A 23,334-nucleotide genomic window follows, 5' to 3' on the forward strand; every position below is an offset into this window, starting at 1 on the left:
GGCCACGCTCCACTACACGTGGAACGGGCGACAGAGGCGGCTGGTATCGGTATGACGGACGCCTCAACGGACGCCCAGGCGGAGAGCGAGCAGCCGCTGACCGCCGAAACCCTGGCCTTCCTGACCCGCCCAGGGCTCAAGCGCCTGTGGACGACAGCCCGAACCCGTCTCGAACGAAGCGGCCTCCTACCGGCCGGCACCATCCGACTCCAGGACCTGGACGCCGAGGAGCGCCAGGCCCTCTCCCTCCTCCTGGCCAAACCCATCACCGGCGTCACCGCCACGATCCGCCTGCCCGACCTGGATACCCGCCTGCGCACCAGCGCGGTCGGCCGGAGCCTGTCCGAGACCCTGACGGCACTGGGCCCGCCGCTGACCGACCGGCGGGCGGTGCGGGACGCGGCGCAGGCCGAACGCACCCGCCTGTGGTCCGCCACGGAAACGGCCCTCGCCGCCACGCCGCTGGCAGACCAGGCGTGGGCCCGCCAATGGCTCGAGGAGATACGGCGGGGCGGCACGCTGATGCGACAGCCGTCCGGCGAGACCGCGCTCACCACCATTACCCAAGCCATCGACACTCTGGCCACCCTCTTCCCCGGCACAGACACGCAACCCACCCCCGCCACCTGGGGCCGCGGCGAACTCGCCACCCGCACCACCGGCTCTGCCCACGGCCTGGACGACGGCACGGTGCTGGCCCGCCTGGTCCAGCGCGGCATAGCGATGGCCCGAGGCGTGGACTTCCCCAGTGACGCACCCGGCCGCCGTGCTCTGTGGCGCCAGGCCTCGGTCACCCCCGACGAGGTCTCCAGCACCGTGCTCACCTACGGTCTACGGCCGACAGGCGCCACCTGGCAGGAAGCGGCCCTGCGTCAACGCGCCGACCACCGCCTGGAGGCGCATGTAACACTGCGCGAACTCCGCGCCCTGCACCTCACGTTCCCCCCACGCACGTGTGTCCATGTCTGCGAGAACCCGCGCGTGGTGGAGGCCGCCGCGGACACCGCCTGCACCGCGCCCCTGATCTGCACCTCAGGCAGTGCCGCGACCGTGGTCCTTACCCTGCTGGACGCGCTGTCGGCGGCCGGCTGTGTCTTCGCCTACCACGGTGACTTCGACTGGCCGGGCATCGCGCTCGCCAACCGCGTCATCGGGCGGTACCAGGCGGAACCGTGGCGCATGGCGGCGGCAGACTACGAATACCTTGCGACACGCGCGCAGTTGCAGGGCACGCCGTCGCTTTCCCTCACCGGCCCATCGATCGAGGCGGCCTGGGATGCCGAACTGGCCCCGACTATGGATGCCTTGGGTATCGCCCTGCATGAGGAGGCCGCCCTGGATCTACTGCTCGGCGATCTCCAGGAATCTTGAGCAACCGCGACAAAGCACCCTCCGCCTACGCCACCCTTGAGGCAGCACATCAAGCGCACCAGGGGAGTTGAGCGGAATGGACGCGGAAGGCCTCACCGAGGCGAGGCTCCAGGAGTTGGCCGGCGCTCGTTCGTTCGCGCGTGGGCTCGGATACCGCGACGCCGTCTCGGCAGTGGAGGTCGGTGACGGCTGGATCACAGCAACCGTCCACGGAACCGAGCCGTACCTGGTGGAGCTGACACTCGAGGATCCCGTCGGACTCTCCGGCGAATGCGACTGCCCCTACGGCCAGGAAGGCAACTTCTGCAAACACCTGGTCGCCCTCGGGCTGACGGTACTCGCGCAGCGGGAGAGCCTGCCGCGACAGCGCAAGGCCGCCCGGCGCCGAGGGCAGGACCTCGATGAGTGGCTGTCCGCCCTGTCCAGGGACGAGTTGCTCGCGCTGGTGCGGGAGCAGATCGGCGAGGACCGCAAGTTGCGGAGCCGCCTTGAGTTGCGGGCTTCGAGCGCACGCGGGGATGTGGCCGGGGTCCGGTCCCGCATCCGTGAGCTCCTGGACATCGGCCCGTTCGCCCGCTACGGGTACGTCGAGTATGCCGACGCCCATGCCTACGCCGACCAGGCCGGGCAGGCGGTGTCCGCGATCGTCGCGCTCTCTCGCTCAGGCCGGGCCGCCGAGGCGATCGACGCGGCGCGGGAGGCGATGCGGTTGCTGGCCGACGCTGTGGACAGCGTGGACGACTCCGACGGCGGGCTCGGTCAGGTCGGTGACGCGCTCGCCGACGCCCACCTCGAAGCGTGCCGTGCGGCACGGCCGGACTCGGAGGAGCTCGCGCGCTGGCTGGTCGCTCACGCGCTCGGCGCATTCGATGACGGCCTCATCGACATCGACCCACTCGACTACGAGGACATCCTCGGCGGACAGGGCATGTCCACCCTGCGTGAGCTGGCGACCAAGGCGTGGCGGAGCAAGCGCAAGGGCTGGGCGGAGAAGGCATTGATGGAGCGCCTGGCCAAGGCGGGCGGCGACATCGAGACGGTGATTGCCGTGTACGCGGCCGACCTTGCGGCGAGCGGCCACACACACCTGCTCATCGCCGGCGAACTGGACGGCGCGGGGCGCACCGAGGAAGCGCTGGACTGGGCGGAACGCGGCATCCGGGACACGCGCGACCTCGCCACCGTGGACACCGCCCTCGTCGACTACCTCTGCGACCGCTACGCGCGAGCGGCACGGCTGTGCGACGCCGTTGATCTGCGCCGTGACCACTTCCGCGCCCGCCTTACGCTGCTCACGTACCGGCAGTTGCGCGCCGCCGCTGAGGCGGCCGACTGCTGGCCGACTGAGCGCGAAGAGGCGCTCACCCTGCTGCGCGCCGACGCCGAAGGACAGCGTCACGGCGGCCGAGTCCTCATCGACGCCCTGCTCGACGACAAGGACCTCGACGCAGCCTGGCAGGCCGCCACCGAAGTCGGCGCCGACGACCGGCAGTGGCTCCTCCTCGCCGACCAGGCGCGGGCCGACCGTCCCGCCGACGCGCTCGGCGTCTACCTGCGCCTGGCCGAACCGCTCACCCAGCAGACCGGCAACACGGTCTACGAGCGGCTCGTCAGTCTGCTCCTGAGCATCCGCGACTGCCACCGACGCCTGGGTACGGAGGACGAGTTCGCCGCCCACGTCCAGGCTCTGCGCGCCGCCCACCGACGCAAGCGCAATCTGATGCGGCTCATGGAGCAGCAGGGGATGTGAGTCCGGGCCCATGCCATGACGGCCTGGTGACCCGACGGCGGCCTCGCCTGGACGCCCGAGCACGCCGCCCGCGGCGAGGCCGACGCCCGGATCAGACCCGCGTAGGTGGTCCTACTCAACCGGTGCGGCGACCGGTGGCCTCCCCAGCGATCGCTCCCGCACCCGCGCCAGATGCCCGGCGAAGACCTCCCGGGTGTCCGGGGTCAGTGTCCGCAGGGCCACCAGGGCCGTGATCACGACATCGCAGAGTTCCGCCTGGACGTCGTCCCAGGTGTGCGTGACGCCCTTGCGCGGGTTCTGGCCGGTCGCCCCGATCACCGCCTCGGCGACCTCGCCGACCTCCTCGGACAGCTTCAGCATGCGCAGGAGCATGGCTTCGCGGCCGTCGAGCGGGCGGTTGGCCTCCAGCCAGGACCACAGCTCGTCGATGCCGGACCAAAGGTCGGGAGGGGTGGTGGCCCGTTCGGGAGGCGTGGCCTGTTCAGTCATGTGAGCAGGGTTTCATGGCACGCCAGGGGCCTACCGCGAGAACTCCTGCTCGAACAAGGCCACCTGCTCGCCCTCCCGCTCCTCCCGCAGCCGCTTGTTGCGCATGCCCACGACCACCGCGGTGCCGGCGGCCGTCGCCGCGAACGCCGCCGGGACCATCCAGCCCCGGTCGACGACATGGCCGAGCGCGTGGTCCAGGGAGAGCCGGCCGGGGCCGGTGACCGCCAGGCCCAGGGCGGCCAGGCCCAGGGTCGCCGCGTACTCGTAGCCGCCGCTCGCGTTGAAGAAGCCGTTCGGGGTGTGCACCGCGGCGGCGCCCGCCATCGCGCCGCCGGCCGCGGCGCCCGCCGCCGGGGTGGCCAGGCCGAGCGCCAGCAGCGTGCCGCCGCCCGCCTCGGCGAGCCCGGCCATCGTGGCGTTGACCCGGCCGGGCCGGTACCCCACGGACTCCATGAACTTGCCGGTGCCCTCGATGCCACCCCCGCCGAACCAGCCGAACAGCTTCTGCGCGCCGTGCGCGGCGAGCACCCCGCCGGCACCCAGCCGGAGCAGCAGCAGGCCCAGATCACGTCGGTCGTAAGCGCTCACGATGTCTCCCGTGGCAGTCGGCGGCAACAGTCCCCACCCGCGCCTCCACCGTCGCACCGGTCGCGCCCGGCGGGCCTGCCCGGGCCGCCGTTCGGGTGGCGGGGTGCCGGGAGCGGTGTGAGTCTGCCGTCATGACGATCCAACCGAAGAATCTCAGCGACCCGGTCGTCCGGGACTTCGTGACCGCCGTCAACCAGCACGACCGGGACGCCTTCATGGCCCTGCTCGCCCCGGACGCGACCATGGCGGACGACGGCTCCGACCGGGACCTCGGCGACTGGGTCGACCGGGAGATCTTCCAGTCCCGCGGGCACCTGGAGGTCGACCGCGAGTCCGACGGCGGCCACGCCCTCATCGCCCGCTACCGCAACGACACCTGGGGCGAGATGCGCACCCGGTGGCGCTTCGAGGTCGACGACAGCGGCCGGATCAGCCGCTTCGAGACCGGGCAGGCGTAGCGCTCGTACGACCCCTTGCCTCGTACGACCGACCCCTTGCGCTGAAGTGCGCTCCAACTCCTAGCGTCTGCCGTCATGGAGACGAACTTCAGGACCCTGGGCCGCAGCGGCATCGACGTCAGCGCGCTCGGCTTCGGCTGCTGGGCCATCGGCGGTGAGTGGACCGACCCGCACGGGCTGCCCCTCGGCTGGGGCCGGGTCGACGACGAGGAGTCCGTACGGGCCGTCCGGCGCGCCCTCGACCTCGGTGTGACCTTCTTCGACACCGCCGACACCTACGGCACCGGGCACAGCGAGCGCGTCCTGGGCCGTGCGCTGGGCAAGCGCCGGGCCGATGCCGTCGTCGCCACCAAGTGGGGCAACGTCTTCGACGAGGAGGCCCGCACCCTCACCGGCGCCGACGACTCCGCGGCGTACGCGCGCCGGGCCCTGACCGCGTCACTGCGGCGCCTGGACACCGACTACGTCGACCTGTACCAGCTGCACCTGTCGGAGGCCGATCCCGAACGCGCCGCCGAACTCCGGGAGGTGTGCGAGGAGTTCGTGCGGGAAGGGCTCGTCCGGGCCTACGCCTGGAGCACCGACGATCCGGCCCGCGCCGCGGTGTTCGCGAAGGGCGCGCACTGTACGGCCGTACAGCACAGGCTCAACGTGCTCCAGGACGCCCCCGAGATGCTGGCGCTGTGCGCGGAGTCGAACCTGGCGAGCATCAACCGCAGTCCGCTCGCCATGGGGTTGCTGACGGGCAGGCGCGCCGCCGGGCAGGCGCTGGACGCCGGGGACATCCGCAGCGCGCCGCCCGCCTGGCTGCCCGGGTTCTCGGCGGAGGGCGCCGACCCCGGGTGGCTGAAGCGGGTCGACGCGCTCCGGGAGATCCTCACCAGCGGCGGCCGTACGCTCGCCCAGGGCGCCCTCGCCTGGATCTGGGCGCGCAGCCCGCACACGGTGCCGATCCCCGGGTTCCGTACGGTCGCGCAGGCCGAGGAGAACGCGGGGGCCCTCGCCCAGGGGCCGCTCACCGGGGAGCAGTTGGCGGAAGTCGACGGCATCCTGGGGCGCTGAGCCGCCCCCCGGCGTATCCGGCAGCCGTCCACGGCGCGGAGTGCACCCCCGCGGTCCCGCGCGAGGCCCACCCCCAACCCGCGCCGTGGGACGGCTGCCGTTCCCCCCTCGGTGTGGTCCGGCGGAAGCTCTCCACTCCAAGTGTGAAGCTCTTGTGGAGGCGATTTGAGCATAGGGCGCCGACCGGCCGCAATCGGGCGGACGCTCGAATTCCGCATGTGTACGTTGTGAAGGCCGGGGCCTAGCCGCGGCCCACGTACGGCATGGCCGTCGCCAGGACGGTCGCGAACTGCACGTTCGCCTCCAGCGGCAGCTCCGCCATGTGCCGGACCGTGCGCGCCACATCGGCCACGTCCATCACCGGCTCGGGCGCGACCTCGCCGTTGGCCTGGAGCGCGCCGGTCTGCATGCGGGCCGTCATGTCGGTCGCCGCGTTGCCGATGTCGATCTGTCCCACCGCGATGTTGTACGGCCGCCCGTCCAGCGACAGCGACTTGGTCAGGCCCGTCAGCGCGTGCTTGGTCGCCGTGTAGGCGACGGAGTGCGGACGGGGGGTATGGGCGGAGATCGAGCCGTTGTTGATGATCCGGCCGCCCTGCGGGTCCTGCTCCTTCATCTGCCGGTACGCCGCCTGCGCGCACAGGAACGCCCCGTTGAGGTTGGTGTCCACCACGTGCCGCCAGGCGTCGTAGGGCAGCTCCTCCACCGGCACCCCGCCGGGCCCGAACGTCCCGGCGTTGTTGAACAGCAGGTCGACCCGCCCGAACCGGTCCACCGCCGCGGCGAACAGCGCGGCCACGTCCTCCGGCCGCGACACGTCCGTGCGTACGGCGAGGGCGGCGCCCTCGGGGGCCAGGGCCGCCGTCTCCTCCAGTGTTGCGATGCGGCGGCCGGCCAGCGCCACCGACCAGCCCGCGCGCAGCAGCTCCACGGCGACCGCGCGTCCGATGCCGGAACCCGCCCCGGTCACCACGGCGGTCCTCGGCTTGCCCGTTTGCTTCGCATTCATGGGCCCGCAGCCTAGGCGAGGGTCCGCCATCCGGACCTCATCTGTCCGCCATCCGGGTGTTGTGTACGCGCCAATCGTGAGTCGTCCCCGGCCACTCCAATGCGGGGTGCATTCATTCGCCAGGGGAGGACCGGATGACACTCGAAGCAGACTCGTCACAGCACGACCCCGAACTCCGCGCCGCCGCTCGCCATTTGGGCCGGCGCCGCTTCCTCACGGTCACCGGCGCGGCCGCCGCGCTCGCCTTCGCGGTGAACCTGCCGACGGCCGGTGTCGCCGGCGCCGCCGAACTCGACGCCGCCCGGATCACCGACGACCCCTTCACGCTCGGCGTCGCCTCCGGCGACCCGCTGCCCGGCTCCGTCCTGCTGTGGACCCGGCTCGCACCCGCCCCCTACCAGCCCGACGGCGGCCTGCCCGCCGAGCGCGTCACCGTGCACTGGGAGCTGGCCCGCGACGAGAACTTCCGCCGCACCGTCAGACGCGGCACCGCCACCGCCCACCCCGAGTTCCACCACACGGTCCACGTCGAGGTGAACCACCTGGACCCGGACCGCGTCCTCTACTACCGCTTCCGCGTCGGCAAGTGGATCTCCGAGACCGGCCGCACCCGCACCGCCCCCGGCCTCGGCGCCCACAGCTCCGGGCTCAAGCTCGCCGCGGTCTCCTGCCAGGCGTACCACGACGGCTACTTCACCCCGTACGGCCATCTCGCCGCCGACGACGTCGACGTCGTCTTCCACCTCGGCGACTACCTCTACGAGTACGCGGTCAGCTCCGTCGGCGGCGCCCGCAACTACACCGACCGCACCCTGCCCGCGCTCTTCAACCGCGAGACGGTCACGCTGGAGGACTACCGCCTGCGCTACGCCCTCTACAAGTCCGACCCCGACCTGCGCGCCGCGCACGCCGCGCACCCCTTCGTCGTCACCTGGGACGACCACGAGACCGAGAACAACTACGCCGACGACACCCCCGAGAACAGCGTCCCGCCGGAGGAGTTCCTGCTGCGCCGGGCCTCCGCCTACCGCGCCTACTGGGAGAACCAGCCGCTGCGCCGCCCGCAGCTGCCCGAGGGCCCCGACATGCAGCTGTACCGGCGGCTGCACTGGGGCCGGCTCGCCCAGTTCGACGTGCTCGACACCCGGCAGTACCGCAGCAACCAGGCCCAGGGCGACGGCGCCAAGGTGCCCGGGCCCGAGGTCGACGACCCGGCGCGCACCATGACCGGCCAGACGCAGGAACGGTGGCTGCTGGACGGCTGGCAGCGGTCGCGAGCGGTGTGGAACGTCGTCCCGCAGCAGGTCGTCTTCTCGCAGCGCAAGTTCGACCTGACCGAGCCGTCCCGGGTCTCGATGGACGCCTGGGACGGCTACCGCGCCTCCCGCCGCCGGGTCCTGGACGGCGCCGAGGCCGCCGGGGTGGAGAACCTGATGGTGCTCACCGGCGATGTGCACGTCGGGTACGCCTTCGACATCAAGGACGACTTCGACGACCCGGCCTCGCGGGTGCGGGGCACCGAGATCGTGGCGACCTCGATCGCCAGCGGCCGGGACGGCGCCGACCGGCCCGCCAACTGGGACACCTACATGACCGCCAACCCGCACCTGAAGTTCTACAACGGCCGGCGCGGCTATGTGACCGTCGCGCTGGACGAGCGGCGGGCGCGGGCGGACTTCAAGACGGTGCCGTACGTGACCACGCCGGGGGCGCCGGTCACGACGGCCGCGTCCTTCGTCACCGAGGCGGGGGAGCCGGGGCTCAGGCCGGCGTGAGCACGGGCGCGCCGGGCTCGCCCTCGATCCCCCCGTTCGCGCCGTTCGCGCCGTTCGCGCCGGTCGCGCCGGTCTCGCTCGGGTAGCGGACGCCGACGCGGTCCCGGATCGCGTCGAGCGTCCGCATCACGGCGAGGGTGCCGTCCAGCGGGACGAGCGGGGACTCGGTCTCCCCGGCCCGCAGGGCGCGCATCACCTCGGTGGCCTCGTGGCGCAGGCTGTTGCGGGGGCCGTCGGCCGGGTCGGCGGCGAACTCCTCGGGGTCGCGGCCGTCCCGGTGCAGCACGAAGTGGTCCGGGAAGAAGAAGCCGGAGGGGATGTCGATCCGGCCGAGCGAGCCGGTGACCGACGCAGAGGTCGCCGTACCGCCGACAATGGAGCAGTGCACCGAAGCGAGAGCACCGCTCTCCCAGGAGAGCAGTGCTCCGGTCTGGAGATCGACGCCCTCGTCGGAGAGCACCGCTCTCGCGACGACGTCCGAGGGCTCCCCGAGCAGCAACTGCGCGAACGACACCGGGTACACCCCGAGATCGAGCAGCGCGCCCCCGCCCTGGAGCGGGTCGCGCAGGCGGTGCGAGGGCGGGAAGGGCCCGGCGAGCCCGAAGTCGGCCTGCACACTGCGCACTTCACCGACCGCCCCGTCGTCGACGAGTGCCTTCACCTTCCTGACCAGCGGATTGCAGTACATCCACATCGCCTCCATCAGGAAGCTCCCGCGCGCCCGGGCGAGGGCGACCAGCTCCTCCGCCTCGCGCGCGTTCAGCGTGAACGCCTTCTCGCACAGCACGTTCCGGCCGGCCTCCAGACACAGCCCGGCGGCCACCCGGTGCGCCGAGTGCGGGGTGGCGACGTAGACGACGTCGACGTCCTCGTCCGCCGCGAGCGCGGCCCAGTCGCCGTACGCCCGCGCGATCCCGAAGCGCTCCGCGAACGCGTCCGCCGACGCCTGCGACCGCGAGGCCACCGCCACGACCTCCGCGTCCGGCAGGTCGACCAGATCCGCCGTGAACGCGGCCGCGATCCCGCCGGTCGCCAGGATCCCCCAGCGCACCTTCTGCTCCGTCATCCCCGAACCCCACCCTTGCTGTCGTGACCCTCGGCACTGTGTTCGAGCTGAGAGCATAGGTGTCGTATCGCGAGGAGAGGGAGGGCACATGCCCGACAGCGGGGCGTCCAGGGCATCCATACCGAACGAGACGCAGGCGGCCGTACCGAAGACGGAACCGGCCGCCCGCGCCATGCGGCGCACCGGACTGCTCGTCACCTTCGTCCTCGGCGGCCTGACCGCCACGCCCCCGCTGGCCATGGACATGTACCTCCCGGCCCTCCCGCAGGTCACCGGCGCTCTGAACGCGCCCGCCGCCACCGTCCAGCTCACCCTCACCGCCTGCCTGGCCGGTATGGCGCTCGGCCAGCTCGTGGTCGGCCCGATGAGCGACCGATGGGGCCGCCGGCGCCCGCTGCTCATCGGCCTCGCCGTCTACGTCGTCGCCACCGCCCTGTGCGCGCTCGCGCCCACCGTCGAGGCCCTGGTCGCCTTCCGGCTGGCGCAGGGTCTCGCGGGCGCGGCCGGGATCGTGATCGCGCGCGCGGTCGTCCGCGACCTCTACGACGGCATCGCGATGGCCCGCTTCTTCTCCACGCTCATGCTGATCTCCGGGGTCGCGCCGATCATCGCGCCGCTGATCGGCGGCCAGATCCTGCGGGTGACGGACTGGCGGGGCGTGTTCGTCGTCCTGACGGTGGTCGGGGCGCTGCTCGCGGGGCTGGTGTGGGCGCGGCTGCCGGAGACGCTGGCGCCCGCCGACCGCCACGAGGGAGGCGTGGGCGAGGCGCTGCGCTCGATGCGGGGGCTGCTGGCGGACCGGGCCTTCGCGGGCTACATGCTGACCGGCGGGTTCTCCTTCGCGGCGCTGTTCGCGTACATCGCCGCGTCGCCGTTCGTGATCCAGGAGATCTACGGTGCCTCGCCGCAGACCTTCAGCCTGCTGTTCGGCCTGAACTCGGTCGGGCTGGTCATCGTCGGCCAGATCAACGGCAAGGTGCTGGTGGGCCGGGTCAGCCTGGACGCGGTGCTGACGGCCGGTCTGGGCGTGGTGGTGCTGGCGGCGAGCGCGCTGCTGCTGATGTCGACGGGGGTGTTCGGCGAGGTGGGCCTGGCGCCGGTCGCCGCGGCGCTGTTCGTCCTGATGTCGGCCATGGGCGTGACCCTGCCCAACACCCAGACCCTCGCGCTGCTGCGGACGAAGCAGTCGGCGGGTTCGGCGTCGGCGCTGCTGGGTACGTCGTCGTTTCTGATCGGCGCGGTGGTCTCCCCGTTGGTAGGGGTCGCCGGGGAGGACACCGCGGTCCCGATGGCCGTCGTCCAACTGGCCGCCGCACTGGTGGCGTCGGCCTGCTTCGTGGGAATGTGCCGTCCCTGGCACCGGCGGACGAGCGGTCAGGGGCGTGCGAGCGTGGAGGGAGCGGGGAGCTGAGCGCACCGAGACTGCGCGGCGACACACCGGAGCGGGCGGGGCTCGACCCGGCGGAACTCGGCCGTCTCGTCGACGATGTCCGGGCCCTCACCACGGGTGAGCGGCCCTGGGCGGCGGGCGCGGTGGTGATCGCCGGACGGGGCCCCTGCGTCGCCGTGGAAGCGGCGGCGGGCTGGGCGGTCCGCTATGCCTCCTACGACCCCGAGACGGACACGGGCGTGGAGCTGCCGCCCGCCGCCCGGGTACCGATGACCGTGACGACGCCCTTCGACCTCGCGTCGCTCACCAAGGTGTTCACCGCGGTCGCGGCGGTGCAGCAGATCGAGCGGGGCACGCTCGGCATCGACGCGGAGGTGGGCGCGTATCTGCCCGACTTCCGCGGGGCGGCGCGGTTCGGGGTGACGGTACGGCAGCTGCTGACGCACACCTCCGGGCTGCGGCCCGAACTTCCGCTGTACTCCTGCGCGGACGACGCGGAGAGGCTGGCGCGGCTGCAGGCGGAGGTGCCGGTGGGGGTGCCGGGGACGTACTGCTACTCGGATCTCAACCCGCTGGTGCTGCAGCACGTGCTGGAGCGGATCACCGGGCGTGGCCTGGACGTGCTGATCCACGACGGCATCACCCGGCCGCTCGGGATGACGGCGACGCGTTTCGGCCCCTGCCCCGGCGCGGCGGCGACGGAGTACCAGCGGCGGCCGTGGGCGAAGGTGGACCGCGGGATGCTGCGGGGAGTGGTGCACGACGAGAACGCGTGGGCGCTGGGCGGGGTGGCCGGGCATGCGGGGCTGTTCTCGACGGCCCGCGATCTGGCGGTGTTCTGCCGGGCGCTGCTCGCGGGCGGTTCGTACGGTCCCGCGCGCATCCTCGGCCCGGACTTCGTGGAACTGCTGCTGACGCCGCCCGGGTTGGGGTTCGCGCTCGATCAGGCGGGGTTCATGGGGGAGCTGGCGGGGCGGGGGGCGGCGGGGCACACCGGCTTCACGGGGACGATGCTGGTGCTGGACCGGGCCACGGACACGTTCCTGGTCCTGCTGGCCAACACGGTGCACCCCAGGCGCCGGCCCGCGGACAGCCGCCCCCGGGCGGCGGCGGGGACACGGGTGGCTCGGGCGGTACGGGAACGCTGACGCGGGGGCGCGGGGGCGCGGGGGCGCGGGGATACGGGGATACGGGGTACGGGGGTACGGCAGCGGTGCCGGGGGCTTTCCTCGCCCCCGCCGCCCCTACCCGTCCCATCCTCCAGGGGCTGCACCCCTTCGCCCCCGCCGCAGGGGGCTCTGCCCCCTGGACCCCCGCTCCTCAAGCGCCGGAGGGGCTGGATTTCCCGCGGCCTTCCCGAGATTAGAATCGGTGGGTGAACCACCCCGCTGCCCCGGCCGATACCCTGCGTGCCGCTCTCGCCGGTCTGCTCGACGGGCTCCCGCCCCGGCAGGCCGCCGCTGCCGTTGAGCGGCTGATCGCCAGTTATCGCGGGGCCACCCCTACCCACGCCCCGATCCTCCGGGACCGCGCCGACGTCGTCGCGTACGCCGCCTACCGCATGCCCGCCACCTTCGAGGCGGTGCACGCCGCGGTGGAGGCACTCGCCGAGGCCGCGCCCGAGTGGGTTCCGGCGAGCCACATCGATGTCGGGGGCGGCACCGGTGCCGCGACCTGGGCCGTCAGCGCGACCTGGCCCGCCGAGCGGAGCGTCACCGTGCTGGACTGGGCCGAGCCCGCCCTCGCCCTCGGCCGGGAGATCGCCGCCGCCAACCCGGCCCTGCGCGACGTCCGCTGGCAGCGCTCTCGTATCGGATCAGCGCTCTCCATCGAGAGCACCGATCTCGTCACCATCTCCTACGTCCTCAACGAGCTAGCGGAAGCCGATCGCGCCACCCTCGTCGACACCGCCGCCTCCGCCGCCCAGGCCGTCGTCATCGTCGAACCCGGCACCCCCGACGGCTACACCCGGCTCATCGAGGCCCGGCAGCGGCTCATCGCGGCCGGTTTCCGGATCGCCGCCCCCTGCCCCCACAGCGCCGCCTGCCCCATCGTCCCCGGCACCGACTGGTGCCACTTCTCGACGAGGGTCAGCCGCTCCTCCCTGCACCGCCAGATCAAGGGCGGCTCCCTCGCCTACGAGGACGAGAAGTTCGCCTACGTCGCCGCCACCCGCTTCCCGGCCACCCCCGCCCCCTCCCGCGTCGTCCGCAAGCCCCAGATCCGCAAGGGCCAGGTCCTCCTCGACCTGTGCGAAACGGACCCCGCCCTCACCCGCACCACGGTCACCAAACGCCACGGCGACCTCTACAAGGCGGCCCGGGACGCGGCCTGGGGCGACCCCTGGCCCCCGGCCGACGACGCCTAACAGCTCCAGCTCCGGCTCTGGCGGCTCCGGCTCCCGCTCCGGCGAGACGCTGCGTCTTGTCTACCTGGTAAGTTCGAACCATGGCCAAGAACCTCGCCCCCGACTCCACCCGCCGCAGTGAGAAGTCCCGCCGGGCCATCTACGACGCCGCCCTCGCCCTCGTCGGGGAGGTCGGGTACCCCAAGACCACCATCGAGGGGATCGCCGCCCGCGCCGGGGTCGGCAAGCAGACCATCTACCGCTGGTGGTCCTCCAAGGCCGAGGTGCTCATGGAGGCGTTCCTCGACCTGGGCGAGCAGGCGAACCGGGAGGCCGGGCAGGAGCCGTACAGCATCCCCGACACCGGCGACCTCGCCGCCGATCTCAAGGCCGTGCTCCGCGCCACCGTCGACGAGCTCAAGGACCCCCGCTTCGAGGTGCCCTCCCGTGCGCTCGCCGCCGAGGGCGTCGTCAACGAACAGCTCGGGCGCGCGTTCGTCGCCAAGCTCCTCGAACCCTCGCTGCAGCTTTACGTCGAGCGCCTGCGCTCCGCCCAGGACGCCGGGGACGTCCGCCCGGACGTCGATCCGCGCATCGCCCTGGAACTGTTCGTCTCACCTCTCGCGCAGCGGTGGCTGCAGTACACCGGGCCCATCTCCCACGAGTACACCGACACCCTCGTCGACTACGCCCTCCACGGCATCGCCCCCCGCTGAACCACCTGCTGAACTCCCCGCTGAGCCGCCCGCTCGGCCGCCCGCGCGAGCCGCCCCGGCGCATCCGTGATCACCCCGTCGCAGCCCAGCGCCAGCACCCGGTCCCGCTGGGCCGGCGTCACCACCGTGTGCGCCCACACCCGGGGGATCCCGGACCGCACCGCCCGCCGCAGATCCCCGTCCCGGGCCCGGTGGTCCACGTCCAGCACATCCACGTACGACCGCCAGCGAGCGGGGCGGTCCGTGCGCAGCTGGCGGGCCGAGCGCCACAGCTGCGTCACCAGGCCCAGCCGGTCCGCCCGCCACGCCACCTTCGGGTCGTTCGTGTTCACCAGCACCGAGCGGGTCAGGTCCCGGGCGCGGATCAGCCGGGCCAGCCGGTCCAGGGCCGCCGGGTCCTTCGCCTCCAGCATCAGCACGATCCGGCCGCCGAACCGGTCCAGCACCTCCGCCACCGTCGGCGGCCGCTCCGGACGCCAGCGGCCCGGCAGGGACGGCGCCGGACGCAGCCGTACCGCCCGCCAGTCGCCGGCGTCCAGGGACCGCACCGCCCCGGACCGGCCCGTCGTGCGCCGCAGGGTCGGGTCGTGCAGGACCACCGGAGTCCCGTCGCGCAGCAGGCGCGTGTCGAAGTCCAGGACGTGGGCCGTCCCGCGCCGGTACGCCGCCATCAGCCCCGACATGCTGTTCTCGGGGACCTCACGGGCGCCGCCGCGATGGGCGACGTACGTGATGCGGGGGAGCGCGTCGACGGTCAGCGGGGCCGGGCCCCACTCCAGCGGGGCCGGGGAGATCAGGGAGGCCGTGCACGCCACGGTCGCGGTCAGTGCGGTCCAGGTGACCATGGCGACACCGTAGGGGCGTAAATCCCGCCAAAGCGTGCAATGACACTCGATCCCGGGCCTCGCCCCACCTACCCCTGTTGTCGGCTACGGCCCCCCGGAGCGCACGATGGTGGGACGATAAGGCATGCTGTGTCGCACGACGGCGAGGCGAGGAGATAGATGAGCGCGGAGTTCGGCGACCGAGGCCCTCAGAGCAAACTCTCCCGGTGGCTGCGCGGCCGCCGCCCCCAGCAGACCACCGGCGACGGCGGTCGTGAGGCCCTGCTGCTCGCCGCCGCCTCGGCGGGACTGCCGCTCGCGCCCGCCGCCTACCCGGCGCCCGGCTACCGCTGCTCCTGCGACCGCGTCGGCTGTCCGACCCCCGCCCAGCACCCCGTGTCGTTCGCCTGGCAGACGCAGTCCACCACCGAACGCTCCCAGATCGAGCGCTGGGCCCGCCACCAGCCGCAGGCCAACTTCATCACCGCCACCGGCATGGTCCACGACGTCCTGGACGTCCCCCTGGAAGCGGGCCGCGAGGCCCTCGGCCGGCTCCTCGACGCCGGTATCGAGGTCGGCCCCGTCGCCGAGAGCGACGCCGGCCGCATGCTCTTCTTCACCCTCACCCGCGGCACCCCCGAGGACGAGGACGAGTGGTGGCCCTGCGAGCTGGACTGCCACCCCGAGACGATGGACGAGCATCCGGGTCTACGGTGGCACTGCCGCGGTTCGTACGTCCTGGTGCCGCCCGCCCGCCTGACCGGCGACGACCAGCACGTGCGCTGGGTGCGCGGGCCCGAGCATCCGCTGCCGGATCCGCTCACCCTGCTGGAGGTCCTCACCGACGTCGGCACCCGCCACGCCGACCAGGACTCCGGCCCCGCGCAGCCCGCCTGGCCCTCGCGCCGCTGACCCGAAGAGCGCCGGCGCTACTCGCCCTTGGCGCCCGTCAGACCCTCGATCCGGCCCAGCACCGACACGTTGCCCGTGCCCTTCACCGGGTCCAGCGCCACCTCGTTCGAGACGAACTCCATCGTCAGTGACTGCTTGATCTCGCCCTTCGTCAGGGCCTGTACGTCCTTGTTGGGGGTGGGCACCGAGGTGCCCGGGGCGGCCGTCTGCTTCTGGTAGTGGTGCGTGGTGAAGAACACCAGCGCCCCGCCGTCCGTCGTGCGCAGCGCCAGCGGCCGGTAGTCGCCCTCGGTCAGCGGCTCGTCGATGTACTGCGTGACCAGACCCGGCTTCTCCGCGTTCTTCGCGCGCTTGTCCCGCCAGCCGGAGGTGTGGCTGCCGTTGGCGAAGATGGCCCCGCCGCCCTTGAGATAGGTCGTGTACGACGAGCTCAAGTCGCCGGGTGCGACGGCCAGTTCGGTGGAGTTCGGGTCCACCGCCTCGGCCCAGCCGTCCTTGTCGAGTTTGAACTCCGGCATCTCGTCGGGCGCCACCAGCGTCAAGTAGGCGGCCTCCCACGGGTCTTCGAGAGCGCCCCGGGTGAACACCAGCAGCCAGCGGGAGTCGCCGCCGCGGTTGGCCCGGACGTCGGCCAGGAACCAGCGTGGCCAGCCCGGCTTCTTGGGGATGGTGAACTCGGCGTCGGTGAACTCCAGTGGGGAGTGGCCGGGGTTGCCGTCGGGGTTGTTGGCCCGGCCCGCCTTCAGCCGCGCCTCGTCGATGTCGCCGAGGGCGCCGGTGACATGGTCGGCGTCCAGGGAGCTGTCGTACGCCTTGTCGGCGGCGTTGTACGCGGCGGTGAAGTCCTTCAGCGCCTTTGCGGCCTCGGCCCGGGTGGCGGTGGGGATCAACTCCCGTTCCCCGTGCACCACGACGCACCCGCTCGCCGTCAACGACAAAGCGGTCACGGAGGCTGCTATCAGCACCCTCCGGTCAAGCCTGCGGAGCCTTCGAGGGCTGCGATCCCTGCTCATCGGGTCCTTTCGCCTTCCCCATCCCGGAGGCGAACCCTACCGGGCGACCAGCCCCCAGGAAGCGGGGGCTCGTGATGTTTCAATTCCCCCGTGACTGATTACGACGTGCTCCGGGTCTTCTGCGGGCCGCGCGGTGGATACGGCAATGAGCTGGGCGTGGTCCGCGAGGGCTCGGTGCTGCCGGAGCCGGAGGAACGGCAGGCGTTCGCGGCGAAACTCGGGTTCAGCGAGACGGTGTTCGTCGATGATCCCGAGCGCGGGGTCATCGACATCTACACGCCCAGCGTCCGCTTGCCGTTCGCGGGGTATCCCTGCGTCGGCGCGGCCTGGCTGCTGGACGTGCCGGAACTGGTGACGCCGGCGGGGGTGGTCGGTGCCCGGCAGGACGGGGAGTTCTGCTGGATCGAGGCCCGGCCGGAGTGGGCGCCGGCGCGCACCCTGCGGCAGTACGCGTCCGCCGCCGAGGTCGACGCGCTGGTGGTGCCCGCCCCTGGGGAGTGGCTCTACGCCTGGGCGTGGGAGGACGAGGCGGCGGGCCGGGTCCGTGCGCGCGGCTTTCCCGGCCGGGGCGACGGGATCGAGGAGGACGAGGCCACCGGCGCGGCGGCGCTGCTGCTGACGGAACGGCTGGGCCGCGCCCTGAACATCACCCAGGGCGCGGGCTCCCAGCTGCTCACGGCCCCGCAGCCGGGTGGCTGGGTGGAGCTGGGGGGCCGGGTCGTCCTGGAACGCTGACCGGGGTTCACGCCGACAGCGGGAACTCCTCGCCCAGCGCCCGGAAGACCGCCGTGTTCAAGGCGAACGCCCGCTTGCACTCGGCCACCACGCGCTGCTTCTCCAGGTCGTCCGCCCGGACCGCGTCCAGCAGTTCCCGGTAGCCCCGCTTGAAGGCGGCCGGGTTGGTGATCTCCTCGAAGACGTAGAAGCGGACGCCGTCGCCCTTCTTCTCGAAGCCCCAGGTCCGCTCCGCCTTGTCGCGGATGATCTGGCCGCCGGAGAGGTCGCCGAGGTAGCGGGTGTAGTGGTGGGCGATATAGCCCGCCGGCCACTCCCGGGCGCACTCGCGCACCCGGTCCGCGTACGCCCGCGTCGCCGGCAGCGCCGACGCGCCCGCCCGCCACTCGGGACCCCGCAGATGCGCCAGGTCCTTCTCCAGCGCGCGCAGCCGGAACAGCTCCGGCTGGATGAACGGCCCCGCCACCGGATCGGACGCCAGCCCTCCGGCCTCGCTCTCGAGTGCGTCGTAGACGAACCACAGCTGCTCGGTGTAGCGCGCATAGGCGTCGACGCCGAGGCGTCCGCCGAGCAGGTCGCTCATGAACGTCGAGGTCTCCGCCTCCACGTGCTGCTCGTGCGAAGCGGTGCGGATGACTGTCGAGAAGGAGTCCATACCGCGCATCCTCCAAGTAAGGCTTACCTAAGTCAATAGGTTGCCGACGCGCTGTCGGTAAAAGCGTACAAGAAAAAACCCGCCCCCAGCAGGGGCGGGTTCCAGGGCCGCTACGGCAGCGTGAGGATCTCCGCGCCGGTCTCCGTCACCACCAGCGTGTGCTCGAACTGTGCCGTCCGCTTGCGGTCCTTCGTCACGACCGTCCAGCCGTCGTCCCACATGTCGTACTCGTGCGTGCCCAGCGTCAGCATCGGCTCGATCGTGAAGGTCATCCCGGGCTGGATGACCGTCGTCGCGTGCGGACTGTCGTAGTGCGGGATGATCAGGCCGGAGTGGAAGGACGAGTTGATGCCGTGGCCGGTGAAGTCGCGGACCACGCCGTAGCCGAAGCGCTTGGCGTACGACTCGATGACCCGGCCGATGACATTGATCTGGCGGCCCGGCTTGACCGCCTTGATGGCGCGGTTCAGGGACTCACGGGTGCGCTCCACCAGCAGGCGGCTCTCCTCGTCCACCTCCCCGACCAGGTACGTCGCGTTGTTGTCGCCGTGCACCCCGCCGATGTACGCCGTCACGTCGAGGTTGACGATGTCGCCGTCGCGCAGCACCGTGGAGTCCGGGATGCCGTGGCAGATCACCTCGTTGAGGCTGGTGCACAGCGACTTCGGGAAGCCCCGGTAGCCGAGCGTCGACGGGTAGGCGCCGTGGTCGCACATGTACTCGTGCGCCACCTTGTCCAGTTCGTCGGTGGTGACCCCGGGCGCGATCAGCTTCGCCGCCTCGGCCATCGCCCGCGCGGCGATCCGGCCGGCGACACGCATCGCCTCCACGGTCTCCGGAGTCTGCACCTCCGGACCCGAGTACGGCGTCGGCGCGGGCTTGCCGACGTACTCGGGACGGCGGATGTTTCCGGGTACGGAACGGGTGGGAGACAGCTCCCCTGGTACGAGCAGCGACTGGCCAGACATGCCAGCGAGTCTAACGAGCCGCCGTGGGGGAACATGTCCGTGGCGAGAGGAGCTGGTCATGGCCTTGTTCAAGAAGCGCACCGCCGGAAAGCCGGGCGAGTGGTACTACTGCCTGGAGCACAAGAAGGTCGAGGAGGGTCCGGACTGCCCCGGCAAGGACCGCTTCGGTCCGTACGCCTCCCGCAGGGAGGCCGAGCACGCGATGGAGACCGCCCGCGAGCGCAACGTCCAGTGGGAGAACGACCCCAACTGGCACGACGCCCCCAAGGGCGCCGACGACACCTGATCAGGACTCGGCCGGAGCCGACGCCCGGGCCGCCGTGCGCTGTTCACGCACGCTCTTCGCGTGCTCGCTCGTTCGGGCGTCGTACGTCATCAGCTTCGGCAGGCACAGCGCCAGCAGCCCCACCGCCCCGGCGCACAGCAGACCACCGGACCACACCGACGCCCGCACGCCCCACCACGCGGCGAAACCGCCCGCCCTGACCTGGCCGAGCGTCGGCCCGACCGAGTACGACAGCAACTCGATCCCGGCGAGCCGCCCCCGCAGCTCGTCCGGGATGGTCTGGTTCCACATCACTCCGCGGAAGATCCCGCTGACCATGTCGCAGCCGCCCGCCACGGTCAGGAACAGCAGCACCAGCCAGACATTGCCCACGACCCCGGCGGCCGCGATCGCCACACCCCACAGCGCGGCCGCCAGCACCACCATCCGCCCGTGCCGATGGATCCGCCCGGTCCAGCCACTGGTCACGCTCACCAGCAGCGACCCCAGTGGCAGCGCCGCGTACATCAGCCCGAGCGCCCACTCCGCGCGCAGCTCGTCCGCCAGGAACGGCAGCAGCGCCAGCGGCATCGCCAGGAACATCGCGGCCAGGTCGATGGCATAGGTGCCGAGGAGTTCCTTGCGGCTCCACGCGTACCGGGCGCCCTCGGCGATGGCCTTCAGCGACGGCTTCGCGGCCTCGTGCGCGGCGGGGGAGGAGGCGAGCGGAAGGATCAGTACGACCGAGACGACGAAGGTCAGCAGGTCGGCGGCGTAGGCCCAGCCCAGCCCCGCGTACGCCACGACCACACCCGCCACCGCCGGGCCCGCGACCCCGCCGACCGTCCAGCGCAGCGCGTTCAGGGAGGCGGCGGCCGGGAGGTGGTCATGCGCCACGATCCGCGGCCACAGCGAGTCCAGCGCCGGGCGCTGCACGGACACCAGCGCCGAGGAGAGGGCCGCCACGACATACAGCGGCCATACGGCGGGCTCCGGCAGCAGGGCGTTCACCAGCAGCGCCGCGCTCAGCACACCCTGGCCCGCCTCGGTCCAGATGATCAGGCCGCGCTTGTCGAGCGAGTCGGCGAGCGCCCCGCCGTACAGGCCGAAGACGATCAGCGGGATCACCTCCACCGCACCGATCGCCCCGACCGCCGCCGCGGAGCCGGTCAGCTCCTTGACCTGCACCGGCAGCGCCACGAACGTCAGAAAGCTGCCGAAGCCGGAGACCAGCCCCGACAGCCACAGCCGCCGGAAGTCGGCGGAGGCCCGCCAGGGGGACAGATCGGGAAGGAAGGAACTCACGAGAGGCCATGCTCGGCAGGGAGGAGGGAGCGGGGCAACTTCTTTTCGCCGCGTCGGTCACCAGCGCGCCGGTGGTGGTGCCGTCAACTGGTCCGCCAGGGCCGACAAGCGGTCGCGGAAGCGACGGCGGGCCCGGGGGGAGGGGACGGAGTTCTCCCCGGCCGCCGCGCTCACCAGGTGCTGCACCGTGTCCAGGTCCAGATCCGTGGCCTCGGGCACCGCGAGCGACTCGTGCGCCATCGTCGTCAGGTCGCCGTTGCCGTTGCCGTCGCTGTCGCTCAGTGCCAGGACCGTCGCCCCGGCCCGCCGAGCGTCGTGCACCCGCTCCAGCAATCCCGCGTCCGGCCCCTGCGGCGACACCACCAGCAGCGTCTCCCCGCGCCGCGCCGCCGCGAGCCGCCCCAGCCCGACCGCAAGATGCGCCGGATCCTCGGCGCGCGCGTCATGCCGTACCAGCGTCGGCGTCAGTTCCGGCGTGCCCGACCACGCGGCCTCGTCCACCAGATGCGCCGCGAGATGCCACGGCTCGTACTCCGGCGTCCCGACCAGCAACAGCCCCCCGCCGTGCGAGACCACCGAACCCCGCAGCACACCCGCGAACCTCCGCGTGGCCCCCAACCACTCGGTCCCGGCGAGCACTTCACGCAGCAGCGCGACCCGTACGGCGTCCATGACCCCGCATCCTGCCGCACCGGGCCACCCGGGACCGGCAGTTCACCCCGAATTCCCCCAACCTGGGGATGCCGTACGACATGTCGGCATCTTCCGGCGGGTGCCCGTGACGCGGCTCACCTGATCCCGGCCCCGGCCGAGGGGGCGTCGGCGCGGACGTACAGTCGGGCCATGACCTCTACCGACAGTGCTGCACAGAAGGCCCCCGCCAAGGACCCCTGGGACCTTCCCGATGTCTCCGGGCTCGTCGTCGGCGTGCTCGGCGGGACCGGGCCGCAGGGCAAGGGCCTGGCCTACCGGCTCGCCAAGGCCGGCCAGAAGGTGATCATCGGTTCCCGTGCGGCGGACCGCGCGCGGACGGCCGCCGAGGAACTCGGGCACGGTGTCGAGGGCGCCGACAACGCCGAGTGCGCCCGCCGCAGCGACATCGTGATCGTCGCCGTGCCGTGGGAGGGCCACGGCAAGACCCTGGAGTCGCTGCGCGAGGAACTCACCGGGAAGCTGGTCGTCGACTGCGTCAACCCGCTCGGCTTCGACAAGCAGGGCGCCTACGCGCTGAAGCCGGAGGAGGGCAGCGCCGCCGAGCAGGCCGCGGCCCTGCTGCCGGACTCCCGGGTCACGGCCGCCTTCCACCATCTGTCGGCGGTGCTGCTCCAGGACCCCGCGATCGAAGAGATCGACACCGATGTGATGGTCCTCGGCGAGGCGCGCGCGGACGTGGAGACCGTCCAGGCGCTGGCCGGCCGCATCCCCGGCATGCGCGGCATCTTCGCCGGGCGGCTGCGCAACGCCCACCAGGTCGAGTCCCTGGTCGCCAACCTGATCTCCGTCAACCGGCGCTACAAGGCGCACGCGGGGCTCCGCATCACGGACGTATGAGGGGATGGGGGACACTGGAGGCCGTCGTACCGCAGTGTCCCCCCGACAGGAGCCCCCCGCATGCCCCGCCTCGCCCTCTACGCCCTGATCGTCTGCCTCCTCGCGGTGGCCGCCGCGGTCGTCTCCTTCGTGCAGGGCAGCTTCCTGGGGATCGTCTGGGTGCTGCTGGCGGGGCTGTCGTCCAACATGTGCTGGTACTACCTGAAGCGCCAGAAGGCCGCGGCCTACCAGAACCGGTAGAGGTCCCAGCCGAGCGCCGTCTCCAGCTCGCTCACCCCGAGGGCGCGCAGCACCGCGTCGACCAGGTCGAAGAACCCGCTGTTGACCGCGGGCAGCCACAGCAGCGCGAACACGAACAGCAGCCCGAACGGCGCGAACGGCTCCACCTGGCGCCGGACGTTGTACGGCAGCCAGGGCTCGATGACGCCGTAGCCGTCCAGGCCCGGGACCGGCAGGAAGTTCAGGATCGCCGCCGTGACCTGGAGCAGGGCGAGGAAGGCGAGCGCGACCCGGAAGTGGTCGGGCACGCCGTCCAGCGCGCCGAGCCAGAAGGGTGCCGTGCACACGGCCGCGAACAGCAGGTTCGTGAGCGGGCCCGCCGCCGAGATCAGGCTGTGCCGCCACCGCCCCGGGATCCGGCCGCGCTCGATGAAGACGGCACCGCCGGGCAGACCGATCCCGCCCATGATCACGAAGAGGACGGGCAGCACGATGCTCAGCAGGGCGTGCGTGTACTTCAGAGGGTTCAGCGTGAGGTAGCCCTTCGTGCCGACCGTGATGTCACCGCTGTGCAGGGCGGTGCGGGCGTGGGCGTACTCGTGCAGGCACAGGGAGACGATCCAGGCCGCCGTCACGAACAGGAACACGGCGAGCCCCGGCTGCTCGGCGAACCCGGTCCAGGTGGCCCAGCCGGTCACCGCCGTGACAGCGAGGATCCCCACGAAGACGGGGCTCATCCGCCGGTCGCTGTGGCGGGTGGTGATGGCGGTCATGCGGCTCCCTGAACTGGTCGGCAGGCGGTGTGCTGCCGCCCGACGGTACCGGGCGCACCGGGAAAACGTCTCGCGGGCCGACCTTGGTTCCGG

General features: G+C 72.3%; 25 protein-coding genes. 14 read left to right on the forward strand and 11 right to left on the reverse strand.

What is annotated here, in order from left to right; all coding sequences use genetic code 11:
- The first annotated feature begins 51 nt into the window (after window positions 1–51).
- Entirely contained in the window at window positions 52–1,371 is a 1,320-nt protein-coding gene (locus ACWD1Z_RS20150; protein ID WP_451120388.1) for a TIGR02679 family protein, read from the forward strand.
- Window positions 1,372–1,447: 76 nt separating this feature from the next.
- A complete protein-coding gene (locus ACWD1Z_RS20155; RefSeq protein WP_451120390.1) occupies window positions 1,448–3,121 on the forward strand; it encodes an SWIM zinc finger family protein in 1,674 nt (557 codons plus the stop codon).
- A gap of 111 nt (window positions 3,122–3,232) precedes the next feature.
- On the opposite strand, the gene ACWD1Z_RS20160 is transcribed toward ACWD1Z_RS20155, so the two are convergent.
- Both ACWD1Z_RS20160 and ACWD1Z_RS20165 read right to left on the reverse strand, forming a co-directional pair.
- Window positions 3,233–3,610 carry a MazG-like family protein gene (locus ACWD1Z_RS20160; RefSeq protein WP_451120392.1) on the reverse strand — a complete coding sequence of 126 codons (378 nt, stop codon included), beginning with the start codon at window positions 3,608–3,610 and terminating at the stop codon, window positions 3,233–3,235.
- A 30-nt stretch (window positions 3,611–3,640) separates the two neighbouring features.
- Entirely contained in the window at window positions 3,641–4,198 is a 558-nt protein-coding gene (locus ACWD1Z_RS20165) for a DoxX family protein (protein ID WP_451120394.1), read from the reverse strand.
- 131 nt (window positions 4,199–4,329) lie between these two features.
- Between ACWD1Z_RS20165 and ACWD1Z_RS20170 the strand changes: the two genes are divergently transcribed.
- Both ACWD1Z_RS20170 and ACWD1Z_RS20175 read left to right on the forward strand, forming a co-directional pair.
- A complete protein-coding gene (locus ACWD1Z_RS20170; protein WP_451120396.1) occupies window positions 4,330–4,656 on the forward strand; it encodes a nuclear transport factor 2 family protein in 327 nt (108 codons plus the stop codon).
- A 75-nt stretch (window positions 4,657–4,731) separates the two neighbouring features.
- Window positions 4,732–5,718 (forward strand): aldo/keto reductase, encoded by a 987-nt coding sequence (locus ACWD1Z_RS20175; protein ID WP_451120398.1) that lies wholly within the window; start codon window positions 4,732–4,734, stop codon window positions 5,716–5,718.
- Window positions 5,719–5,959: 241 nt separating this feature from the next.
- On the opposite strand, the gene ACWD1Z_RS20180 is transcribed toward ACWD1Z_RS20175, so the two are convergent.
- Window positions 5,960–6,727 carry an SDR family oxidoreductase gene (locus ACWD1Z_RS20180; RefSeq protein ID WP_451120400.1) on the reverse strand — a complete coding sequence of 256 codons (768 nt, stop codon included), beginning with the start codon at window positions 6,725–6,727 and terminating at the stop codon, window positions 5,960–5,962.
- Window positions 6,728–6,861: 134 nt separating this feature from the next.
- Here ACWD1Z_RS20180 and ACWD1Z_RS20185 point away from each other — a divergent pair, with 134 nt between their 5' ends.
- Complete coding sequence (locus ACWD1Z_RS20185; protein ID WP_451120402.1) at window positions 6,862–8,502, forward strand: alkaline phosphatase D family protein; 1,641 nt, start codon at window positions 6,862–6,864, stop codon at window positions 8,500–8,502.
- On the opposite strand, the gene ACWD1Z_RS20190 is transcribed toward ACWD1Z_RS20185, so the two are convergent.
- Window positions 8,489–9,568 carry a Gfo/Idh/MocA family protein gene (locus ACWD1Z_RS20190; RefSeq protein WP_451120404.1) on the reverse strand — a complete coding sequence of 360 codons (1,080 nt, stop codon included), beginning with the start codon at window positions 9,566–9,568 and terminating at the stop codon, window positions 8,489–8,491. The genes ACWD1Z_RS20185 and ACWD1Z_RS20190 overlap by 14 nt on opposite strands.
- Window positions 9,569–9,656: 88 nt before the next feature.
- Here ACWD1Z_RS20190 and ACWD1Z_RS20195 point away from each other — a divergent pair, with 88 nt between their 5' ends.
- From ACWD1Z_RS20195 to ACWD1Z_RS20210, 4 genes are all read left to right on the forward strand, one after another.
- The gene (locus ACWD1Z_RS20195; protein ID WP_451120406.1) at window positions 9,657–10,979 is read left to right on the forward strand and encodes a multidrug effflux MFS transporter; all 1,323 of its coding nucleotides are present in this window, start codon (window positions 9,657–9,659) and stop codon (window positions 10,977–10,979) included.
- On the forward strand, window positions 10,913–12,106 hold the full coding sequence (locus tag ACWD1Z_RS20200) for a serine hydrolase domain-containing protein (protein ID WP_451120408.1): 1,194 nt from the start codon (window positions 10,913–10,915) through the stop codon (window positions 12,104–12,106). The genes ACWD1Z_RS20195 and ACWD1Z_RS20200 overlap by 67 nt, the downstream gene beginning before the upstream one ends.
- A gap of 227 nt (window positions 12,107–12,333) precedes the next feature.
- Window positions 12,334–13,326: a small ribosomal subunit Rsm22 family protein gene (locus tag ACWD1Z_RS20205; RefSeq protein WP_451120410.1), complete on the forward strand. Its 993-nt coding sequence runs from the start codon at window positions 12,334–12,336 to the stop codon at window positions 13,324–13,326.
- An 80-nt stretch (window positions 13,327–13,406) separates the two neighbouring features.
- Window positions 13,407–14,021 (forward strand): TetR/AcrR family transcriptional regulator, encoded by a 615-nt coding sequence (locus tag ACWD1Z_RS20210; RefSeq protein ID WP_451120412.1) that lies wholly within the window; start codon window positions 13,407–13,409, stop codon window positions 14,019–14,021.
- Here ACWD1Z_RS20210 and ACWD1Z_RS20215 read toward each other — a convergent pair.
- Window positions 13,991–14,866, reverse strand: a complete 876-nt coding sequence (locus ACWD1Z_RS20215) for a glycerophosphodiester phosphodiesterase (protein ID WP_451120414.1) — start codon at window positions 14,864–14,866, stop codon at window positions 13,991–13,993. The genes ACWD1Z_RS20210 and ACWD1Z_RS20215 overlap by 31 nt on opposite strands.
- A gap of 159 nt (window positions 14,867–15,025) precedes the next feature.
- Here ACWD1Z_RS20215 and ACWD1Z_RS20220 point away from each other — a divergent pair, with 159 nt between their 5' ends.
- Window positions 15,026–15,757 (forward strand): bifunctional DNA primase/polymerase, encoded by a 732-nt coding sequence (locus ACWD1Z_RS20220; protein ID WP_451120416.1) that lies wholly within the window; start codon window positions 15,026–15,028, stop codon window positions 15,755–15,757.
- Between the two features lie 17 nt (window positions 15,758–15,774).
- Here the strand turns inward: ACWD1Z_RS20220 and ACWD1Z_RS20225 are convergent, their stop codons facing one another.
- Window positions 15,775–16,770 carry a hypothetical protein gene (locus ACWD1Z_RS20225; RefSeq protein WP_451120418.1) on the reverse strand — a complete coding sequence of 332 codons (996 nt, stop codon included), beginning with the start codon at window positions 16,768–16,770 and terminating at the stop codon, window positions 15,775–15,777.
- Window positions 16,771–16,860: 90 nt separating this feature from the next.
- Between ACWD1Z_RS20225 and ACWD1Z_RS20230 the strand changes: the two genes are divergently transcribed.
- Window positions 16,861–17,505 (forward strand): PhzF family phenazine biosynthesis protein, encoded by a 645-nt coding sequence (locus ACWD1Z_RS20230; RefSeq protein ID WP_451120420.1) that lies wholly within the window; start codon window positions 16,861–16,863, stop codon window positions 17,503–17,505.
- A 7-nt stretch (window positions 17,506–17,512) separates the two neighbouring features.
- Here ACWD1Z_RS20230 and ACWD1Z_RS20235 read toward each other — a convergent pair whose 3' ends face one another.
- Entirely contained in the window at window positions 17,513–18,160 is a 648-nt protein-coding gene (locus ACWD1Z_RS20235; protein ID WP_451120422.1) for a biliverdin-producing heme oxygenase, read from the reverse strand.
- A gap of 110 nt (window positions 18,161–18,270) precedes the next feature.
- Window positions 18,271–19,128, reverse strand: coding sequence for a type I methionyl aminopeptidase (gene map / locus ACWD1Z_RS20240; RefSeq protein ID WP_451120424.1), 858 nt, complete (start codon window positions 19,126–19,128; stop codon window positions 18,271–18,273).
- A 58-nt stretch (window positions 19,129–19,186) separates the two neighbouring features.
- Here map and ACWD1Z_RS20245 point away from each other — a divergent pair, with 58 nt between their 5' ends.
- Complete coding sequence (locus ACWD1Z_RS20245) at window positions 19,187–19,414, forward strand: hypothetical protein (protein WP_451120426.1); 228 nt, start codon at window positions 19,187–19,189, stop codon at window positions 19,412–19,414.
- Here the strand turns inward: ACWD1Z_RS20245 and ACWD1Z_RS20250 are convergent, their stop codons facing one another.
- Window positions 19,415–20,698, reverse strand: a complete 1,284-nt coding sequence (locus ACWD1Z_RS20250) for an MFS transporter (RefSeq protein WP_451120428.1) — start codon at window positions 20,696–20,698, stop codon at window positions 19,415–19,417. It lies immediately after the preceding gene.
- A gap of 57 nt (window positions 20,699–20,755) precedes the next feature.
- Window positions 20,756–21,370, reverse strand: coding sequence for a hypothetical protein (locus ACWD1Z_RS20255; protein WP_451120430.1), 615 nt, complete (start codon window positions 21,368–21,370; stop codon window positions 20,756–20,758).
- A 171-nt stretch (window positions 21,371–21,541) separates the two neighbouring features.
- Between ACWD1Z_RS20255 and npdG the strand changes: the two genes are divergently transcribed.
- Window positions 21,542–22,249 (forward strand): NADPH-dependent F420 reductase, encoded by a 708-nt coding sequence (npdG, locus tag ACWD1Z_RS20260; RefSeq protein ID WP_451120431.1) that lies wholly within the window; start codon window positions 21,542–21,544, stop codon window positions 22,247–22,249.
- 60 nt (window positions 22,250–22,309) lie between these two features.
- Window positions 22,310–22,489 (forward strand): hypothetical protein, encoded by a 180-nt coding sequence (locus ACWD1Z_RS20265; protein WP_451120433.1) that lies wholly within the window; start codon window positions 22,310–22,312, stop codon window positions 22,487–22,489.
- Here the strand turns inward: ACWD1Z_RS20265 and ACWD1Z_RS20270 are convergent.
- Window positions 22,474–23,241, reverse strand: coding sequence for a site-2 protease family protein (locus tag ACWD1Z_RS20270; RefSeq protein WP_451120434.1), 768 nt, complete (start codon window positions 23,239–23,241; stop codon window positions 22,474–22,476). The two genes, ACWD1Z_RS20265 and ACWD1Z_RS20270, sit on opposite strands and share 16 nt — an antisense overlap.
- Window positions 23,242–23,334: the final 93 nt, after the last annotated feature.

The sequence above is a fragment of the Streptomyces sp. NPDC002784 genome (assembly GCF_053592135.1).

Excerpts from the sequence above, each read along its gene's own strand:
- ACWD1Z_RS20150 (WP_451120388.1), top strand. The coding sequence starts at position 52 with ATGACGGACGCCTCAACGGACGCCCAGGCGGAGAGCGAGCAGCCGCTG.
- ACWD1Z_RS20155 (WP_451120390.1), top strand. The coding sequence starts at position 1,448 with ATGGACGCGGAAGGCCTCACCGAGGCGAGGCTCCAGGAGTTGGCCGGC.
- ACWD1Z_RS20160 (WP_451120392.1), bottom strand. The coding sequence starts at position 3,610 with ATGACTGAACAGGCCACGCCTCCCGAACGGGCCACCACCCCTCCCGAC.
- ACWD1Z_RS20170 (WP_451120396.1), top strand. The coding sequence starts at position 4,330 with ATGACGATCCAACCGAAGAATCTCAGCGACCCGGTCGTCCGGGACTTC.
- ACWD1Z_RS20175 (WP_451120398.1), top strand. The coding sequence starts at position 4,732 with ATGGAGACGAACTTCAGGACCCTGGGCCGCAGCGGCATCGACGTCAGC.
- ACWD1Z_RS20180 (WP_451120400.1), bottom strand. The coding sequence starts at position 6,727 with ATGAATGCGAAGCAAACGGGCAAGCCGAGGACCGCCGTGGTGACCGGG.
- ACWD1Z_RS20185 (WP_451120402.1), top strand. The coding sequence starts at position 6,862 with ATGACACTCGAAGCAGACTCGTCACAGCACGACCCCGAACTCCGCGCC.
- ACWD1Z_RS20190 (WP_451120404.1), bottom strand. The coding sequence starts at position 9,568 with ATGACGGAGCAGAAGGTGCGCTGGGGGATCCTGGCGACCGGCGGGATC.
- ACWD1Z_RS20195 (WP_451120406.1), top strand. The coding sequence starts at position 9,657 with ATGCCCGACAGCGGGGCGTCCAGGGCATCCATACCGAACGAGACGCAG.
- ACWD1Z_RS20210 (WP_451120412.1), top strand. The coding sequence starts at position 13,407 with ATGGCCAAGAACCTCGCCCCCGACTCCACCCGCCGCAGTGAGAAGTCC.
- ACWD1Z_RS20215 (WP_451120414.1), bottom strand. The coding sequence starts at position 14,866 with ATGGTCACCTGGACCGCACTGACCGCGACCGTGGCGTGCACGGCCTCC.
- ACWD1Z_RS20220 (WP_451120416.1), top strand. The coding sequence starts at position 15,026 with ATGAGCGCGGAGTTCGGCGACCGAGGCCCTCAGAGCAAACTCTCCCGG.
- ACWD1Z_RS20225 (WP_451120418.1), bottom strand. The coding sequence starts at position 16,770 with ATGAGCAGGGATCGCAGCCCTCGAAGGCTCCGCAGGCTTGACCGGAGG.
- ACWD1Z_RS20235 (WP_451120422.1), bottom strand. The coding sequence starts at position 18,160 with ATGGACTCCTTCTCGACAGTCATCCGCACCGCTTCGCACGAGCAGCAC.
- map (WP_451120424.1), bottom strand. The coding sequence starts at position 19,128 with ATGTCTGGCCAGTCGCTGCTCGTACCAGGGGAGCTGTCTCCCACCCGT.
- ACWD1Z_RS20245 (WP_451120426.1), top strand. The coding sequence starts at position 19,187 with ATGGCCTTGTTCAAGAAGCGCACCGCCGGAAAGCCGGGCGAGTGGTAC.
- ACWD1Z_RS20255 (WP_451120430.1), bottom strand. The coding sequence starts at position 21,370 with ATGGACGCCGTACGGGTCGCGCTGCTGCGTGAAGTGCTCGCCGGGACC.
- npdG (WP_451120431.1), top strand. The coding sequence starts at position 21,542 with ATGACCTCTACCGACAGTGCTGCACAGAAGGCCCCCGCCAAGGACCCC.
- ACWD1Z_RS20265 (WP_451120433.1), top strand. The coding sequence starts at position 22,310 with ATGCCCCGCCTCGCCCTCTACGCCCTGATCGTCTGCCTCCTCGCGGTG.
- ACWD1Z_RS20270 (WP_451120434.1), bottom strand. The coding sequence starts at position 23,241 with ATGACCGCCATCACCACCCGCCACAGCGACCGGCGGATGAGCCCCGTC.